This is a genomic window from uncultured Aliivibrio sp. (genome assembly GCF_946479765.1).
Lineage (GTDB): Bacteria > Pseudomonadota > Gammaproteobacteria > Enterobacterales > Vibrionaceae > Aliivibrio.
Map to the genome: position 1 here is coordinate 21,105 of NZ_CAMLHO010000021.1, position 18,048 is coordinate 39,152.

11 protein-coding genes are annotated in these 18,048 nt (G+C 39.8%); all 11 read right to left on the reverse strand.

The window, feature by feature from the left end; translation table 11 throughout:
• Positions 1-6: 6 nt before the first annotated feature.
• The 11 genes from Q1K78_RS09730 to Q1K78_RS09780 all read right to left on the reverse strand — a co-directional run bounded on the left by Q1K78_RS09730 (position 7) and on the right by Q1K78_RS09780 (position 17,883).
• On the reverse strand, positions 7-1,137 hold the full coding sequence (locus tag Q1K78_RS09730) for a hypothetical protein (RefSeq protein ID WP_300177501.1): 1,131 nt from the start codon (positions 1,135-1,137) through the stop codon (positions 7-9).
• Between the two features lie 181 nt (positions 1,138-1,318).
• Positions 1,319-2,935: an AAA family ATPase gene (locus tag Q1K78_RS09735; RefSeq protein ID WP_300177504.1), complete on the reverse strand. Its 1,617-nt coding sequence runs from the start codon at positions 2,933-2,935 to the stop codon at positions 1,319-1,321.
• A 31-nt stretch (positions 2,936-2,966) separates the two neighbouring features.
• Entirely contained in the window at positions 2,967-3,662 is a 696-nt protein-coding gene (locus Q1K78_RS09740; protein WP_300177507.1) for a hypothetical protein, read from the reverse strand.
• 14 nt (positions 3,663-3,676) lie between these two features.
• Positions 3,677-4,828, reverse strand: coding sequence for an AAA family ATPase (locus Q1K78_RS09745; RefSeq protein ID WP_300177510.1), 1,152 nt, complete (start codon positions 4,826-4,828; stop codon positions 3,677-3,679).
• 7 nt (positions 4,829-4,835) lie between these two features.
• Positions 4,836-6,179, reverse strand: a complete 1,344-nt coding sequence (locus Q1K78_RS09750) for a restriction endonuclease subunit S (protein ID WP_300177513.1) — start codon at positions 6,177-6,179, stop codon at positions 4,836-4,838.
• Positions 6,176-7,666 carry an N-6 DNA methylase gene (locus tag Q1K78_RS09755; protein WP_300177516.1) on the reverse strand — a complete coding sequence of 497 codons (1,491 nt, stop codon included), beginning with the start codon at positions 7,664-7,666 and terminating at the stop codon, positions 6,176-6,178. The genes Q1K78_RS09750 and Q1K78_RS09755 overlap by 4 nt, the downstream gene beginning before the upstream one ends.
• A gap of 81 nt (positions 7,667-7,747) precedes the next feature.
• Positions 7,748-11,212 (reverse strand): type I restriction-modification system endonuclease, encoded by a 3,465-nt coding sequence (gene hsdR / locus Q1K78_RS09760; RefSeq protein ID WP_300177519.1) that lies wholly within the window; start codon positions 11,210-11,212, stop codon positions 7,748-7,750.
• Between the two features lie 151 nt (positions 11,213-11,363).
• Positions 11,364-12,257, reverse strand: coding sequence for a hypothetical protein (locus Q1K78_RS09765; RefSeq protein WP_300177522.1), 894 nt, complete (start codon positions 12,255-12,257; stop codon positions 11,364-11,366).
• Positions 12,229-13,488, reverse strand: a complete 1,260-nt coding sequence (locus Q1K78_RS09770; protein WP_300177525.1) for a hypothetical protein — start codon at positions 13,486-13,488, stop codon at positions 12,229-12,231. The genes Q1K78_RS09765 and Q1K78_RS09770 overlap by 29 nt, the downstream gene beginning before the upstream one ends.
• A 2-nt stretch (positions 13,489-13,490) precedes the next feature.
• On the reverse strand, positions 13,491-14,135 hold the full coding sequence (locus tag Q1K78_RS09775; RefSeq protein WP_300177528.1) for a hypothetical protein: 645 nt from the start codon (positions 14,133-14,135) through the stop codon (positions 13,491-13,493).
• 1 nt (position 14,136) lies between these two features.
• Complete coding sequence (locus tag Q1K78_RS09780; RefSeq protein ID WP_300177531.1) at positions 14,137-17,883, reverse strand: ATP-binding protein; 3,747 nt, start codon at positions 17,881-17,883, stop codon at positions 14,137-14,139.
• Positions 17,884-18,048 lie beyond the last annotated feature (165 nt).

The window sequence follows — 18,048 nt, forward strand, 5'->3', positions numbered from 1 at the left end:
CCTTACTTATAACGCGTTACGTCTGGGTTCATAGATATCTTTAATAGCAAGAAGCAGATCTTCGACAACTTCATCATCTGAACCAGCCAGGTGTGAAAAACTTAAAGACTTGTAATAAACCTCTTTCCTAGTTGTCTTAATGAGCTCAAGTCTCTCGGCTTCTCGTTGTAGTTTACCTTTAGCCATATCAACTCGCTCCACATCAGCTAACAATGGAGCTAACCACTCCTCGGTAAATGACTCATCCATCAAGTGATTCACACGCCCTAAAACACCAAAAACTCGGTCCCACGTTTTTCCTTTCTCTTCAAGAGCGCAGCCTGTCTCTAAAATTGCCACACGCATCTTATAGAAATCCCCTCTTTTCTTCTCATATGAAGCCTGGAGGCGCACTTGCTCTTGAGAATAAGGGATGAAGGATAGAGTGCGATCACCCTCTTCACTAAGCGCGTCCTTTTCTTCTTTAAAATCTTCGTTGCATGTATCACAACAAGGGACAAGATTATTGAAATCTACCGCTAAGAACGGATAATGGGCTTTGGGCAAATAATGGTCATATGAAGCACGTCTCTGCTTTTCTTCTGGAAGATCCGCGCCATCTTCAGGTTCGATTAGTACTTCCGCCGTCATAGGTGACAAGCCACAAAACGAACATATTGGAGTATTTAGCCTCTTAAACTCTTGGTAGTGTTCATGCATGTCTGAGAATTCAACCTCACCAAACTTTTCATCCAATGCATTGCTAAAACACTGCAAACCTAACGTAGTTGAATACAAATAGCCCCCTAGTTTTTTACATGCACTCCACAAATCTTTGTGTTCTGTTGTACTCGGGGTTTTAACGTTAGGCTTCAATAGCACGATTTGAACATCAGAATAGATCGGTAGAATTCCTATCTGTTGGTCGTATATTTGTCGAAAAGACTCTTTATGCTCAACAGATAACCGATTATATTCCCGATAAACGCAGTTGAAGTATTCATTTGTTTTCGCACTTGCATCAAGAACTGTTCGGAACTCTGCTGGAAAACAATCCTCAACCTCTTCTTCTTGGAACATCAACCGATAGAAGTTTTTGTGAACTTCATCAAGCCAATACAAACTTGATTGAGGTAGCTTGACTACAGGCCAGAGCATTATTCTTCATCTCCCAGCTCATCCAACTCTCGTCGAATTTTGTTTCGTCTGTAATTTAATTCGAATGATTGGCCAAATTTCTCTAGTTGTTCAAGAGCTGCTGCACTAGTAAGGTCACCATTGTCATATTTCGATAGCACTTCTCGTATTTCATCTAATGGTCGTTTTGAAATAAGAACATCTAACCCAAAAAAAGACGTAAGTAATGAGTCAAGGATGAGCCATAAGTCTCTTTGTCACCAACAGATTGAATTGCTACAAATCCATCTTGATCATTCATGAAGTGCAGAACTCGCTTAGACTTACAGGCAGATAAAACAAAAGGGGAATGTGTAGAAATAATCAATTCTAATTTAGATAAATCAACATAATCGTTGATGATATTAATAAACTCGATACGCCATTCAGGATTGAAATGACTCTCTGGCTCATCAAGAATAAATAATGTCTGTTGATGATCAAATAGAATCAAACTCCCTAAGATCTGAATAAGTTGATGTTCCCCATCACTAATTCTGTCATAGGTGGTAATAACATGAGGATCTTTAAGCATGACTTCCACATTCATGATCCGCATTGGCATCAAACCGCCAGATACATTAGGTACGTTTCGTTCATACTTACTGCTTCTTAACGCACGTTTTTCATCATAACTCCACCTTTTAGCAGTTAAATGATGAAGTGTTAGCAAATGATGTAAAAATACAGTTTCATCAAGGTATAATCGTTCCATCGCTTTCAAGAACTTTCGACCTAATTTAAAGTGTAACTTTGGCGAAAAACTTATATCTTCGTCGATAAGTGGAACTGGTAACCCTAACGATTCACAACTTAACTCTGTAAGCCTTCTGACAATATTTCCTACAGTTTCAAACTCTTTATATTCAGTAAGTCGTAAATCAATTTCGAAGCTACGCACACCATTAATATTAACGTTATCAGAAACGAATCTACGAAAATTTTGAGACTTACTTTTATTTACACCACGACAAACCATTAAGTAGACAAAAAATACATCGTTTAAGGAATGGTCTACAAATAAACCAATAGGCAAACTTGACTCCATTGCCTCAAGTGGTTCCTCTGGAAAATTAAGGTATGTCTCAAGGTTATCTTGATAGGCTCGAGGAATACTAAATATCCCTTTATTCTTTTTGTAAACACCGCTTACATATTTTGACAATCCTTCCCAAACCGCATCATTTTCAGCATCCTGCTCTTCCATTACTTCATCATACCTAGGCTTATATTCTCGATAGAAGACTCCTTGTTTTCGGATCACATCAAAATATTGGAGTTGAGTTTTAGCAAAGACCGAACTTAACCCTTGGTTATTACCGGATGAATAAGCGAGAACATTATCTGGAAGAAATTTATCATATTCATTATCAATAGTTGTTGTCACCGCTATTGCCTGAAAGCGATTTTCCTGTACATTGCCAAATGAAAGAAAATCTATGTACTCAAGACCTGGATAAGAATACATTTTCACTTCTGAACTGGTGCTTTTGATTTTGATGAAAAAATCGTGTCCATCTACAATAGTTTGATAATCAATTTCAAAATCATAAGTAAGGTCTTCAGCACAGTCATACTGTGGATTGAAATACCTATCCGCATAGCCAAAGATATCAGCAATTAGTTCTATGAAGTTTGATTTACCGGAACCATTTAGGCCAACTAAGCATATAGGCGAATAGCCATCGCTATTTGGTTTAAAGGTGTAAATGAAAGGTTGTTGTTCTGTACCTACTATCGATTTGTATCTACCAACTAACTTAAGCCTATTTAATCTCATCTTTAATTCTTATTTGTAATTATGAAAATGTCTATTCGATTGGCCTACCCAACATACGCCCTAGTACTTCTTTCATCGACTCTTGGAAATCGGTCATTGATTTCATATCGGTAATTTGAGCCAGATCGATTTCGCCATCATCGACAAGCTCATTGAGTTTTACTCGGGTTGCGGGTTCACCTAAATGCGTTTCCAACTCACCTTTTAAAGAGTTTGGGGAATCGTCATTGCCCGAACGTCCTTCAAATGCCGTGCAGTTTTGATAACCGTTTTTTAACGCACATAAAAGCCACGCTTCTGATTTAGGCTGAGCAACAAAAGGAACACCATTATCAAAACCTTGAGCTTCAAAACCATGTTCCATTGAAAGACGTTTGATATTGTAATCAGGCCATTTATTGCTGTCTGAATCATGGAATAAAACCGCTAGACTTGGCTGAATATCCGCGTTCTGTGCCACATGAGCTAGAGCACGTGCTGCACTGTAAAACTCACGAGTTTCGTGTTGAGTTTTCTTGCCACGTCTTGATAAAGGCTTGATGATTTGTCTATCGCGTGAGATTTCGGTAATTCGTGTTTCATGCACCACTTCGAGCATTTCTGCTTCTAGCAATGAAAAACCAGAATGTGGCTCAATAAACTTATCAATTAGTTTACTAAGCGGCCCAATCGCTTCATTACTTTTACCGATATCGGTTTCGCCTTCACCACTGACAACTAAATACATGCTTAATGCCCTCTTTAGCTATCAATTAATGTTAATGTGGCGATTTCAGATGCCAGATTCTCAAGCATAGTATCTTCATAAGCTTCACCTGGGCCCATGAATTTCAACTTACGTTGCATCGATGGAATATCAAATAAGCGAATTGCTTGAGTTGCACCTGTTTTATTCTTATATAAATAAACAACGCCAGTTTTAGCCACTTCATCTTCCATGTAGTTAAGGATCATTGGGCTATGGGTGGTAACAATGACTTGGGTGTTTGCTTCAACTAGGCTATCCACTAGCTTTTCAATAAGCTCAGGGTTAACACCGTTTTCTATCTCATCAAGCAATAACGCACTTTGCTTTTTAGTCAGTTGAGCAAAAATAGCCATAAAGCGAAGTAAGCCATCGTTAATGTGCCTTGCTTCGGTTTTAATGGTTTTCTCACCAAATTGTTCTTCTATCTCAAGCCTTACTGTACCTGCTGATTTTTGAACAGTGGCATCAACCTTAACCAAGTTTGGATATAAGCCTTTAAGCGTTGCAACTAAGACCGATTTTTCGTCTTTGTCCATGTTGCTAATAAAGCTTGATAGCATCTTGCCACCCGCACCCAATGTTTTACCACTGATGTGTTGGTCACGAAGCATATCGGGTGAAAGCATGTCTAATGCATTTAGCTCTTTGAAGAAGTTTTTAAACTCTTCTAATTCAAACGGTAGCTGATTTTTTCTTAGTTGAGACAGAATCGAACCTTGATAATCAAAGGTAATAGGCGCTTGAAGACCTTCTGTTGGCAGCGAGAACTTACCATCCGCAACATTAAGCAGCGTTTTCCCACCCCATGTGATTTTCTCAGTCGTACAGTACAAGTCCTTACGGTTGAAACTGCCTTCCCAAGTAACAGGCTTGCCTGCGAAATCAAGATCTACTGTAAAAGTAATATTGGATTGCTTGGTAAGCGTTGAATTAAGATCTCTTGCACTCCACTGACGGCTTTCCAACCACTCATCAATATCTCCACTCACTTGCTGAGAGAGAAAATCAATAAACTGCAATACCGTCGATTTACCTGAACCATTTAGGCCAACCAAGCAATTAAACTTGCTGAACGGCAGTGAGAAACCCACCAAGGACTTAAAGTTGTTGGCTTTGATATTGACTAGTGAGAGTGATTGATTCATATCCATATTACCCTTTGTCTGCAACTTTGGTTTTGATTGCGCGCTTGTTAGCTGTTTTCTTTGGTTTATCTGCTTTTTGTTGCTGAGAAAGGCGTTCTTTCAAGATACGCTCTAACAGTTGTTCAGCAGGTTCATCGTTTGGATCTTGTGGTACTAACTCACCTCGGAACGCTTTAGCTAGAATAGACTGAGTTAAGCGATCTAATCGAGCTTTCGCGTCTAGGTATTGTTGTTCTAGTTTGTCGGCCTTCTTAAATAATCTCTCAACCTTATTAACAATGATTTTTTGTTCGTCTATTTGCGGCAAATTTATTGGTGCCGCAGAAACCACTGTCTGATTGATTTTAGGCATATTACCTGTTGTACCTGTTGCATTATCTCTAAAATACTTTCTAACAGGTTCTGATGACAATGCGTAATATAAGTATTTTGATAACACACGAGCATTAGATCTACATTTCATTATCAGATCAGGATAGATATATTGATCATCTTCACCTTCATATAAGGCACTTACCCCAACATATTCGATAGAGTTCGCTCTTTGAATTAGGATATCTTGGTTCTTCAGCCATAAGTGGGAGTCAGTTGGGACATCCAGATCGACAAATTTATATTTATTTTCAACGAAATAACCTGGAGTAATAGCCGATAAAGTTAAATTCTTAATGCCAGTATCAAAATCAACCCCTTTTGGTGATTTACCATTTCTTGGTTTGTTTTCAACAAGATCTATTAACTTTACACTTTGCCATTCTGAAGATGTAAAGCCAGATTGCGTCAACTCCCCAGACGTAGCAGCAGCCAATACCGATTGGCGGAAACGTTTAAGGATTGCTGGAATTTTATTTAAACGAGCCTGTGCTTTATCAACCTTGGAAAGAATAGAATCTAGCTTGTTGGCAATGCGGATTTGTTCAGGTAATGGAGGAATACTAACTTCCCAGTTTTCCATTCCAGACTTTGTAATATGTGGCATCGTTACGCCCCTAGAGGAGGCTTTTAATGCTTCAGTAATATGCATTAGCTGGTAATAAGCAAAACTCTTATAGTAGCCGTTTTTTTCTTCAATTTTCCAAATATGGTAATGATAAATAGCTCGATCCCATCTAGCCCAATATGGACCAAATGTTGCTGACCATGCATATAGTAAATCACCTTTACTACAATATTTATCGTCATGCAGCTCTAGATCAGAATAAAACCAGTTATCTCCTCCATTTAAGTTTTGAATTCTTAAAATGGGAGTCCCACTATCTAACATCTCAAAACGTTTATAAGCCCTACCATTTATAAATCTTGCAACATCCCCGAGTTTGAATGTTGCCCAACCTTTCGGTAACTCACTCACAGAGTCACCTCATCATTTCCCGCTGAATCTAAATCCACCAAAATCGCTTTTAGCTCTTCCATTGCCCCTGCCATTTCTAGCAATGCTTCGTTTATTAATACATCTGGAGCAGGTAGTTTTGAGGCATCTTCATTGTTTTCATCACGGATCCAACTTAGATCGAGTGACTCATCTTTGGCTTTAATCGCTTCACGGCTAAAGCAACGTAAGCGACAGCCATCAGCATCATCTTTGTGACTGCAAATGAACGCTTGGCGAGCTTTCTCATCTACTTGAGTTAAATCACTGCCTACCGCTTGGTAAAACTCTTCAAAATACTTTTTAGTCAGTACGGTACGTTTACCAAACTTTGGCATGTTTGAGCGTAAATCATACACCCACACGTTCTTGGTTTGGCCTTTGTCTTGTTTCACATCCTCTGATTTAGAGAAAAACAGCACATTGGTTTTTACCCCAGCGGCGTAAAAAATCCCCGTTGGCAAACGCAAGATGGTGTGTAGGTTACACTTATCCATCAAGTCTTTACGGATGGTTTGGCCTGTTGAGCCTTCAAATAATACGTTATCTGGCAATACCACCGCTGCACGGCCGCCCGGTTTAAGCATTTTGTGGTACATCAGGTGTAAGAACGCGAGCTGCTTGTTACTGGTGTAATAAACAAGATCATCACGAGTTGGCACTCCACCACCTTGTTTAGTGCCAAATGGCGGATTAGCAAGAATTAGGCTAGCTGGTGGTAACGTTTTACCTTCGTTGGATAAGGTATCACCAAACAGAATCCCTGAGTTTTCATCATCAACCGCTAGGTCATGCAACATTAAGTTCATCATGGCTAGACGACGAGTGTCTGGCACCAATTCCATACCAAAGAAAGTATCATGTTGATATTTGTCGTATGGCAAGGTATCTAGCCCGTCAATATCGTTGTGTTCTTTTAGATAATTATGCGCGCTGATCAAGAAACCACCTGTACCGGCGGTTGGATCAACAATCACATCATCAAGGTTTGGCTTCATTAGCTCAACCATCACATCAATAAGTACTCGTGGTGTGAAGTATTGTCCTGCGCCTGATTTTTTCTCACCTGCGTTGATTTCTAACAAGCCTTCGTACATATCACCTAACCCTTCGGCTTTGGCGTTGTACCAATCAAGCTTATCAATTTCCACCACCAATTTATTCAATGTGGCAGGTTTACGAATAACGGTATTAGCGCCTTTAAAAATGGCTTTGGTGATCAGTGAGCCATTAGTGCCTAAATGAAGAAGTAATTGTTGGTACGCTTCTAAACGAGTCGCTGAGTTATACGCTTCTAGGTTTTCCCAACGGTAGCCTTCTGGCAACAGTTCATCTTGGCCCGTTTCATCGACCATTTTTAGAAAAACCAGATACGTTAACTCATTAAGGTATTCGTGATAAGTCACGCCGTCATCTCGGAGTAAGTTACATAGATTCCACAATTTAGCGACGAGATCTTGAGTGCTCATTTATTACGTACCTTGTTATTAATGCAATGGCTTTTAATACAACAATCTAGCACTGTGTTTATTACAGAACTAGATTGATGACTAAGCCGTTTTTGCTTGCTGTTGTGGCGCTGATTGTTGAGGCGCTAACCACAGTGCTTTATTAAATTGGAGTAGAACATCCTCAATAGGTTGTTCAAAGAGTTTATTGGCGCGTTTAATGCCACCTTGTTGCTGTTTAAAAATACCTTGGTCTAACGCGGGTAAATCTACAATCGTGGTTGCCTTCATTTGTTTAGCGATAAGCTCTAACCATTTCTTTTGTGGTGTCTTCCATTGCTGGCTCGCCAACATGGTTTCGAGTGCTTTATCAACACGCTGTTCAAATGGGATAAGAGCCTCACCCAGTGCGGCTTGGCGAATGAAACCAATTATTTTGGCGGCTATATCTTCATTTTTTACTTCATTCCACGCGACTTGCAGATCTTGTTCTCTAAAGCGGTTTTTTTCAAGCTCTAACGCTAACTCTTTTAGGCTTTTTCTTGTTAATTCCCACGGTTTTTGCACGACTGTTTGAATAGCAATCAATCTATTGCTATTGGCTTTTACAAAGTCACTGAACGCTTGCAGATAATCGGCTGGTTTTTGTCCATCACCGTAACCTGTAGTAATGCCAGTAATTTCATCATCATGCTCAGAGATGATCACGGGTGGTCGGTTTCCGCCTCCTGTGACTTTGGCATCCAATAACTCCCCCAACCCCGGATGATGAGTAAACCATTCGGCAACTTCATTTAAAGGACGGTTCTTTAAGTCTTGGATAAAATCTTCTGGCGATTGTCCGACGATGGTTTCAAAGTTTTCACGTTGAGTATCGGTTAAGTGACGGCGCTTAACTTGCAACTTAGCAATAAACTGATTTTTAGCCAGTGTTTGCAGCTCATCTTCGTCAACTTGCTTCATTTCGTTTTCAAGTTCAGTAAAGGTCACATTCACGTTTGTAACGACTGGCTTCATACTGTTGACGTCTTCTAACTGGGTATAAATATCCACGGCGTCATAAATTCTAAACGGCCCTTTACCTATTTCATCACACAAACGCGTTGCGCGGCCTAACATCTGCTCAAACAAAATTCGACTATTTACTCGGCGTAAAAAGACAAGATTGCAGATCTTTGGTACATCCACCCCTGTTGTTAATAAATCAACCGTAACTGCGATATTAGGTAGACGATCATTTTTAAACAGACGGATTTTTTCTAGTGGTTTATCACTGGCTCCGGTGATCTTCTGAATCGCATCGTCTTCCACTTCACCATGATAATGCTCACAGGCTTCTTTTAGCGCTTCGACCACTTGGTCGGCGTGTTTGTCTGTGACACAAAATATTAAGGTTTTCGCTTCTGAGTATGGATTAATCGAATCACTCTCAATCAACCATTTAGTCACTTGCTTGGTAAAGCTTGGGCTAATGACTTTACGGTTAAATTGCGAGACATCAAAATCGAGCTCATCGGGCGTATTGTATTTTTCTACCGTGTTGTCTTCTACGTTGTAAGCTTGTACTTCTTCATTGACTTCGTAATGAATGCCTTGCTCTGCCAACTTGGTATGAATGCGAACTGGCGGAAGATGATCATTAAGATAACCATCTAACACCGCTTCGGTATAGCTGTAGCTAAAGATTGGCTCACCAAAAATATCGACAGTGTGCAGTGCTGGTGTTGCGGTTAATCCTATTTTGAATGCATCAAAATATTCTAATACCGCGCGATACTTAGATTGATAATCTTTTTGATCACGAAACTCTAATTCGGTGTCACTTAATATTCTATCAAGCAGATAACCACGGTGACATTCATCGACAACGATACAGTCGTATTGACCAACTCCCGGCTTGGTATCACCGTCGTTCGGGTACAAAATACGCTTGACCAAGCCTTGTACAGTTGCTACATGAACCTTGGTATCATCTTCTGGTTTGGTAATGGGCGATTTATCTGCTTCCATGCCAATGACATCAAAGGTATCTGCAAAGGTATTTAGGTTTTCTAGGCGCACTTCACCAAAGTCAGTCGTGGCTTGTACACCAAGGGCTGAGCGGTCGACAAGAAATAGAATACGGCGAAAACGTTCGGCTTTGAGTAAACGGTACACCAATGCTATACACGTTTTGGTTTTACCGGTTCCTGTTGCCATCGCTACCAACGCTTTGGTTTTTCCTTGTTTGATGGCTTCTTCAACAGACTTAATTGCTTCTACCTGATAATCACGTAGCTTCAGGTCATAATCAAATCCCATTTGATCCAGTTCTTGCTCAGCCTGCTGTGGCGTTTGTCTTAAGTAGGTTTTGATTTCTTGAGGGGTATACCAACCTTTCAGGGCACGACGTCGGTTAGTGCTATCGCGCACATCTAAAAACCAGATGCCACTTTCGTCTTCTAGCTGCTCTAAATAGGGACGACCATTGGTAGCAAACACAATCGGGACTTGGAACTCACCGTAGGTCGTTTCAATTATGATTCCACCTTTATCGGTTAACCCTTTTGCATAACGCTTAGCTTGATCTATTGCGCCATAAACATTCTTAGCACTCTTTTTGGCCTCTACCACCGCAACAGGCGTTAAGCCCATGAATAAGACATAATCCGCTGGGCCTGATGAGGTTGGCCATTCAGCAATAGCGCGGTTCTCATTGGCTACGGGTCTAGAGCCTTTTGAGTATCTTAAATTAACCGTGTCGGTTTTCCATTGGGCGTCATTAAGCTGCTCGTCAATAAGTACACGAGTCTCTTCTTCATTGAGTTCTAGGCGCGATTTTTCAACTTGCTCAATAATCTTGGCTTGTGTTGGTTTATCTTGTTGATTGAAGTTGGCTAAATTGTCTAAATTGGCCTCATCCATCTTTTTACGGTAACTCGTTAATGTTGATTCGTGTTCCGTTGCTACCTCTTCCCAAAGCTGGCTTTCCGCCTGCATTTGATCTGCTCGATGTTTCAAAGCTTCCGCTTTTTCTGCTTCAACTTGTTTGAGCTCTTCAGCAACTTGCAGGCGTTCTGAGGTTCGTTTCTGTGTTACTTCTAAAGCTTGTAGTTTGTCTTCAAGTTGACGAACATGTTCTGAAGGATCTTCTGGTTTTATAAAAGGTTCTGGCTTAAAGCCTTTGGCATGAGAGCCACCAAATAAAGTGTGGTACCAAGCACTAAGGGCATGTCCTAACATTAATGCTTTAAGTGCATCTCGGTGACTTGAAGAAGTGAAGTCATGATTAGCGGTATTGCCAAGCTTTCTAATGGTGTGGAAAGAGTCGTTGATACGAGGATCAAGCGTTAACTTGTATTCGAGATTACGCAGCAAGTCGATCTGTTTTATATCTCGTCCGTTTTCATCACGGCCATACTCAACCCCAACACGGGCAGCCACGTTTTGCGCTAATGCTTCACCTAATTGGCGTATCTTGACTAGAGTGGTATTTGGATCAGGGACATAACATTGCTCTGCTCGGTTAGCTAACCTAAACAGTAATTCATCATGATGCTTTAAAAATTCAAAATTACTCTTTTTCACTCAAAAGTCCCTTTTCACTAATTTTAGCCAACGGTTAATACCACTAAGTTATCATAATACTACTTTTAATACTGTTAGTTAATTCATAGAGTTAACACAATTCATAGATTAATCTGAATACTATTTTCTATTCTGTTGTTCAGCCCTAATGTCAGCTGACATCGGTCCAATTTAATGGCGTACTTAATAATTCGATATCATGTGCAATTAAACTTTCTTGAGTAACCGAAAGTTCATAGTTTCGCAAGTTTAACGTTGCTTGATGGATGACGGTTTCAAAATCTCTACAGGAATCGCCGGTCTTAGTCAGTAGGTGTGTACCTTCGATATACTGCTTAGCATAATTCTCTTTACTGGTTAAACGCTTGAGCTGTTTATTTGCAAAACTGGGGGTAATGATACTCGCTTGGCAGTTTACATATTTCATATAGGCGTTGATAAACTTCATCCCTGAGAAGTCATAATCAAAGTAGAATCCAACCTGCGCTTTAGGTTTAAGGCTTTCTAATAATAATTTGATTTGCTTCTGACTTTCACCGTGACCTCGATAAACCAATAGAGTATCTATTTTCCATGCTTCCGGTAGTGTTTCAATAAAGCGGCTACTTTGCACTAGAAGTTCTGAGTTCTCTATTACCATTAGCTTGTCGATCTTATCGGTAACAATATTTTCAAAAGGAACAGAAATGATAGCTTTGATACCTTTAGGAATAATACCCGAGGTTAAATGAAGATCACAAAGCGGTACGATGGAAAGAAGTGCTTCAAAGACCCCTCCTTTTGCAGATTTCTCATCTTTAGATACTTTCGAAGCATCAATCCGGTTGGACTCATACGTAAACGATCGTAATGAAGCACCTAGTAATTCATCATAATAACGCTCTATTTCAGAGAGTTCGCTATGCTTAATAACGTATTGACCATTGGATTTATAATGTTCGATACCTGTTTCATTCACGAGTTGGTCAGACGCTTTAGAGACAGAAAACATTCTTAATCGCAAGGTTACGATCTTCTTAGCCAGCATAGTGACTTTGATATTCATTCGATTTCCTTACAAATTTAATGTCAGTCACTTGCAGGTTACCATCCATCGGCATGGAAACTTGAGAGTCATATTCAATATAGTATTCCGGCATAGAAGCCTTACCCTGTGCGCTAATGTAAGTTGCAATAAGCATGAGCCATTCATCAACAGGAATGTCTAATTCTAGTCGTTTTTGAAGATCTACAGATGAGGTAATATCATCAATGATAGCTCCTGCCCCAAGAGCAGAAAAAAGATCCTCGAGGGTTTCATCAATTTCATCAATTTCGATTGACTTAGTGACTCCTCGGCTATCTTCGGTCGCGCTCGATTTCTTTTCTACTGGTTCAAATTTACTATTCTGAGATTGTCTGGCGACAGATTGAATAATGTCATATAGGTCCTCGCAATCAAAGTTAGTATAAATCGAAGGATACCCACCAATTTCCAAGACACCGCCAACCCGTAAGCTTTCTGGTAAGTCATCAGGATCAACAAGCGGATTTGAAAATATACCATTATCTCCGAACAGGATTTTAGAACTATCTATAAGTCGATTTTTCTTCTTTCGCTCTTCGTTGCGTTGGACTTTAAGAAGCATTTCCACTAACTTTCGGTTAGAAACACCAATATCGCTCAGCGCTTCATCGACGCTTGCCTTTAGCCGTTTCATGATCAGACTTTCAAGGCGCAGGTCAGTCACGACCCATTCACGTAAATTCTTAACTGAGAGTTTTTCGAGAATATCATTAAGCCTAACCACTTCGTTTTTACATCGAGTGATCTGATGGATCTTACTGTCAACATCATAGACCGTTGAAAACTCATCGTTAACCACATAGTGAAACATCTGCATAGCTTCGGTGAGTGCATCAATCATCTCTACGACGATATCACGCACTTCCTCAAATGCTTCTTCATGCATCGTGTCGTTATGCTTCGTCGCACGATAGTGTTCGATAGCAAAATCAATGGACTCAATAAAACCAGAGAACTCACCGTGCTTCTCTCTAAATCGGATGCGAGAGGTCGCGCGATTAAGCACTCTCTTCACCGATGAGTGGATCTGAACACTTACCTCATCATCTGTGAGATAAGCAAGCTTAGACGAAAGGAGAGCCTTAGATACCGCTTCACCCCCTTCAGTGTTGGGGATGATTCCCCCATTTTCATAACACGCCGAATCAATGGCTTCCCAATGATTACTGAGTGCTGAAAGTGCGCGTTTTGATTCGTGCTGTCGATTCATACTTAGAGCTCTAACTGTTGTTGAGATTCTTCAAGGGTAGCCTGATCGTTTTCAATGCTTTCAGGATCTTGTCGTTGAATGTAAAACTCGAGCGCATCGTAGACAAATGACCATTTTGCAGTCGCCTCGTAAACCGAACCTGTAGTGTTTAACTGAACAAAGTAGCCTGATTCGGTAAGATAGTTAAGAACTGAAGTCAGCTTCTTTTTTACCTCACGGGATTTCATAGAACGACCAAGCTTATTCGCAATTGAAGTGAGCTGTTCAGCAAGAGGTCTAGAGGTTTCAATAGCAGCAAGTAACTCTGATTCGGTAATTCTTTCTCCAGCACTGATTGGGTTTGAGTTTTCATTAATATTCCGTGCAAAACATAACCAATCTACGAGAGTCGATAGTTCGCCTTCAATTTTCTTGAACTGCGCAGCCACACGACGCTTCTTTCCGCTGTCATCTAGGTTCGAATACACCATGAGATAACCAAGGTTATCACTTGTTTTTGCTAGCGAACGACCTATTTGACGTAGATATTGATCAACCTCACTTCGCTTGATGTTATCCGTTAAGAATGCAAACTCAGCACTATAAGCTGTTCTGCAAATCACTTCGTCTTGCATCAGGAGTTCAACGGTTCTTTCAAAGCTAGACATATCAAGCCTCCTTTTCTTTTTGGGTATTAACTGCCGAGAATAATCGGCTCGATCCCTGATTTTTACGCACATCTACATAGGTCATTATCCCGTAACGGCGATCAATATGAAGTTTGTTCACATAATACTTTAGCGTTTCTCTTCGATAGTTAGGCTCAGCAGTGATAAGCGTGATGCCTTTTTCCGACATCATATTGAACAAAAGTCTCGTATTAGAAAGCGAAATTTTACCTAATTCATCAACAGGCCAATGGATTACTGTTTGTGGATCTGGACATAAATAACGAACCATGCCACAAAACACTACGATAACGGCGAGTTTAGATATTCCCTCACTACTTACCCCTGCTAAATCAGAATCATTGCGTATAGTTCTCTCTGTACCGTTTTCAGTCATATGAATTTCCAGATCAACTAGTGAGCTTAAACTGGTGCTGAGCTTAAGGAGTGATAGTGAACGATATGCTGACTCAAAGTTATTAATAAACGCATCACTTGGGACTGTTGCTGTTGTCGCTTCTGCCCATTTCTCCCATTCATGGTTAAATGTTCCAAGCGAATTCCAACTCTCAAATTTCTCGATTTTACTGACAACGCCAAGTTGCACATCTTCAATCGCAGGAAACGGGTTTGACGTCCCTACCGAACGACCAAGCAGATTCGATACATTACGGATCTTCTTGTTCATATCTTCAAGCGTGAGATAGAAATTAGAATACTTCATCGATACAGAACGGATCGCTTCAAGAATGATCGATTGTTTCTCTGGGATCACAATATTAATTAATTGATCCAGCGACGGTAATAATGCAATTTTCAAATCACTGCCAAAGGCTCTTTCCGGAGAGTCCTGCTCTAATTCTTGTTTACGCTTGCGCTTAACCTCTTCCCAGAACTGGGAGATATCATTTGTGGTTCCGAGTTCACTTAACACCTCAGTAACCTTATCTACGCTCTTAATAATTGCGTCACGGTTCGAACTAATTTGTTTCACTAACCCCCTAGAGTGGTCGATTGTAACCTCAACACTCACTAGCTCCGGAACGATCTCTTCAGTAACGTACTTTTGTAAAATGATGTCTTTCAATCGAGTCGCTGCTTTCTCTAATTCATCTGCGTTAGTATTACAGCAATGGCTTTCTTGGCTCAACCGAGTGGTTTTGCTTTTATACAATTTTTCGTCTTCAGCTTTCTTTTTCACGTGACTTTCAATTAAGCGAATAACCTCTTTTTGGTGATCGTTAAAGTCTTTTTCCTGACGAGTCAATATGTCAACACGGCTCCAATCCTTAATAAGCCAAGTATTGTACTCGGAGATAATATCATGTGATTTTTCAATACAATCAATACGATACTCGAGGTCACTAACAATTTCTCTCGCCTTTGAAATAACCTCTGAGTCAATCCCATAAGACTTTAACTTATCGGCATGAGCGCCTTTAAGCTGATATATACGTTGATTCGTTACTTTCTTGTCATTTTTAACACTTTCTTTAAGGCCATCGATCACCGCTTCGATTTCTGATTCTTTAAGTGTCGCATCAGATTCAATTTGTAGAACCGTATTGTTGTGAGTGTTCGTTACATTAGCAATGTTATCATCGTGCTCCGTTGAAATACTGCTAACTGTAAGTTCACACTCGTTCATAAACTTCTTCGCAACCATACTCCGCTTGCGTGCTTCTTCTTCAAATATTTGCTTGTTAGTGTCAAGCTGAAACTGAAATTGCTTCACGTTCTCGTTGTGCTTCTTAATGACATCGCTTTTCATTAACACCATTTGTTTAAAACCTATAAGCTCGTTATAGACTTCTTTAGCTCGGCGCTCGTGATCTTTTTCAATTTTCGTTGTACTTGCAATTTTAGCTTCTAGTGTTTGTAGATCATCAATTAACTGATCTTCTTCTCGAAAGAGCTCAGAATTAACACTAGATAAATCTAGTTGAATACCATAAATAAAGTGTTGATTGTATTCACAATTATCACCCAACTGCGGAGACAGTTTGGTATTGGATAATAGAGCAGGATTGATAGTTTTACCTAAGGTTGACTTCCAATCTGCTACTTCATTATTCAAAAATGCTGCAAAAGTATTTGACGCAGGATTCAAGATTTCTTGAATCTTATTGATCTTTTCTTGATAACGAGCTTTCGTCTTTACTGCCGTATCAATATCATTAAGGAGGTCTTTATGAACTTTAGTAAGCGAAATTACCTTATCGTTGGCAACGCTTAGATTTTGGTGTTCTTCATCAATATCTTCTCGAATCGAGTTAATTTTCTGTTGATACGATTCAAGCTCATTTTTGTTTTCTTGAGTAATATTACCAGCACACACAACGTTAACCTTAGCATCTGCTAGGTTGCTAGTCGCTTTCCCACTTAGGTCTCGGTACTTCTTGTTAATATCACCAATATTCTTGAAATGCTGAGATTCTGCTTGTTTCACAATCGCTTTAGTGCCGTCTTGATACTTTCGTAACTCTTCTTTGTGCCAGTCGGTCTTTTCAGAAATATCGATTGCCATTTTTAGATGCTGATTATTGATCTTTTGAAGTTCAGACTCTAATTGTTTCTCTTCTGAATAAAAGCCTTCACTAAGCATCTTTAAGTGCTCGACCGCTTGTTTGTGCTGAGTACGAATTACCTCTGATTGCTCTCTCTCAGTAATCACTTTTTGAATATTTTCTTTTGTCTCAAATCGGTCACGTTTTCGATGAATTGATGTAAGATCACGGTCAATCGACTGCAGATTTTTGTTGATATCATTCAATGATTCATTGAGTTCTAAGCGACGCACCTCAACTTTTTCTTTGAATTCTCTTAGCTGCTTTTGTGCCTTATCTAATTGGTCCAATATTCCAGCTCTACGCTGAATTTCACTATCACGTTTGGCAAGCATCTGATTAAGAACAATTGCTGCTTCACTGTATAAATCATCCATGCGCTGACTAAGCATTAATGCATTATCAAACGTCTTTTTATGCTTTTCTAGTTCACGAATAGCTTTTAGGGCGTCAAGATGATCAATATCTGCTTTACTGTAAGGCGATTTAGAAAGTGACACCTGAGGAGCGATAAATGCATCAGTAATCATATGTCGGAAGTTATCAAGCATGTTGTTGTTACGCATCATTGTCGATACTAGAACATCAATATGTAACATTGAATGTTCAGGATCGCACAGTGAATAACGCTGCGCAATGGTGAGTAGCTGACCATTGGAGTTACGTCGTTTACCAAGCTGAGGGCGATTATTTTGGATAACAAATCGGTAGTTTTGAGTCGTAGTGATTGGTTGACTCACATCCACTTGTTTTTTTATATGTTGTGATAACCAATCTCGCGTACTTTCATAATCGTTATCAAGTGCACTAATGTTTTCTTGCGATAGTAAATCTTCAGCAGATATATCAGCAAAACGGTAAGCAATACCACTTGAGCCATTCTTGTAGATAAAGGCTATTTTTGGCTGTCCTTTTTTTAAATATTCGTAAGCAATAAATGACTTGCTTTGTGGTAGATAAAACTTAGCAAAAGGAAGTTTTCCTGCATCTCTATCAACAAGTTTGCTCGGCTCTGCACCATAGAAAGCACCATAAAGACTGAGTGTGGTTGACTTACCATCTCCGTTTTCTCCGGTAAATAGCGTGTGACCATCAGATTTTATTTCAACAAGTCGATTTCCAAAGTGTGATTTGTTAACAATGACTCTTACGAGCGTATTTTTATGCTTTGATATATCCATGTCCCTACTCCGTGTTTTAGCGTTATACGTTCTTGTTAAGATGTTTTGCATCACCGCTATCACCAGTGAGCTGAGTAGGTCAATCTAAGTCATACTCTGAAACAATCCAATCAATATCCACAATAAATATATGTACTTTTTGTGTACATGTATATACTGTACGCA

Bases quoted from the DNA above. Each gene is read 5' to 3' on its own strand.
- Q1K78_RS09765 (WP_300177522.1), bottom strand. From the start codon at position 12,257: ATGAATATCAAAGTCACTATGCTGGCTAAGAAGATCGTAACCTTGCGA.
- Q1K78_RS09730 (WP_300177501.1), bottom strand. From the start codon at position 1,137: ATGCTCTGGCCTGTAGTCAAGCTACCTCAATCAAGTTTGTATTGGCTT.
- Q1K78_RS09745 (WP_300177510.1), bottom strand. From the start codon at position 4,828: ATGAATCAATCACTCTCACTAGTCAATATCAAAGCCAACAACTTTAAG.
- Q1K78_RS09735 (WP_300177504.1), bottom strand. From the start codon at position 2,935: ATGAGATTAAATAGGCTTAAGTTAGTTGGTAGATACAAATCGATAGTA.
- Q1K78_RS09755 (WP_300177516.1), bottom strand. From the start codon at position 7,666: ATGAGCACTCAAGATCTCGTCGCTAAATTGTGGAATCTATGTAACTTA.
- Q1K78_RS09770 (WP_300177525.1), bottom strand. From the start codon at position 13,488: ATGAATCGACAGCACGAATCAAAACGCGCACTTTCAGCACTCAGTAAT.
- Q1K78_RS09740 (WP_300177507.1), bottom strand. From the start codon at position 3,662: ATGTATTTAGTTGTCAGTGGTGAAGGCGAAACCGATATCGGTAAAAGT.
- Q1K78_RS09775 (WP_300177528.1), bottom strand. From the start codon at position 14,135: ATGTCTAGCTTTGAAAGAACCGTTGAACTCCTGATGCAAGACGAAGTG.
- Q1K78_RS09780 (WP_300177531.1), bottom strand. From the start codon at position 17,883: ATGGATATATCAAAGCATAAAAATACGCTCGTAAGAGTCATTGTTAAC.